The following is a 426-nucleotide window of genomic DNA, read 5'->3' on the forward strand; positions in this document are numbered from 1 at the left end:
ACTCGTTTTCCCTCAGCATCTGCACGTTTTCGCCGATCGTCACCTCTGCCGTGCCCTTGACGACGATCCAGTGCTCGGAGCGGTGATGATGCTTCTGCAGCGACAGCTTCCTGCCCGGAGTGACGAAGATGCGCTTGACCTGGAAACGGTCGCCATTCAGCACCGATGTGTAGCCGCCCCAAGGCCGGTAAGAGGTCGGGTGCGTCTCGGTCAGTTGCGATGTCGTGGGGGCGGCGGCGAGCATCTTCACGAGATTGCCGACGTCCTGGCTATCCTGCAGTCGCCCAACAAAGACGGCATCCTCGCTGGCGATGACAGCGATGTCGTCCATGCCCTGGACGGCGAGGTGTACGCCATGGGTCATGATGAGCGAGTTCTTGGTGTTGACGACCGTCGTGTTGCCGGCTGCCACATTGCCATTTTCGT

Annotated in this window: 1 pseudogene; it reads right to left on the bottom strand. The window is 60.6% G+C overall.

The window, feature by feature from the left end:
* Positions 1-426, bottom strand: a pseudogene (gene cpsB, locus IB248_RS31055) (mannose-1-phosphate guanylyltransferase/mannose-6-phosphate isomerase); the annotation flags it as partial.

This window comes from Rhizobium sp. RHZ01 (genome assembly GCF_014851595.1).
In the GTDB taxonomy this organism is placed as follows: domain Bacteria; phylum Pseudomonadota; class Alphaproteobacteria; order Rhizobiales; family Rhizobiaceae; genus Rhizobium; species Rhizobium altiplani.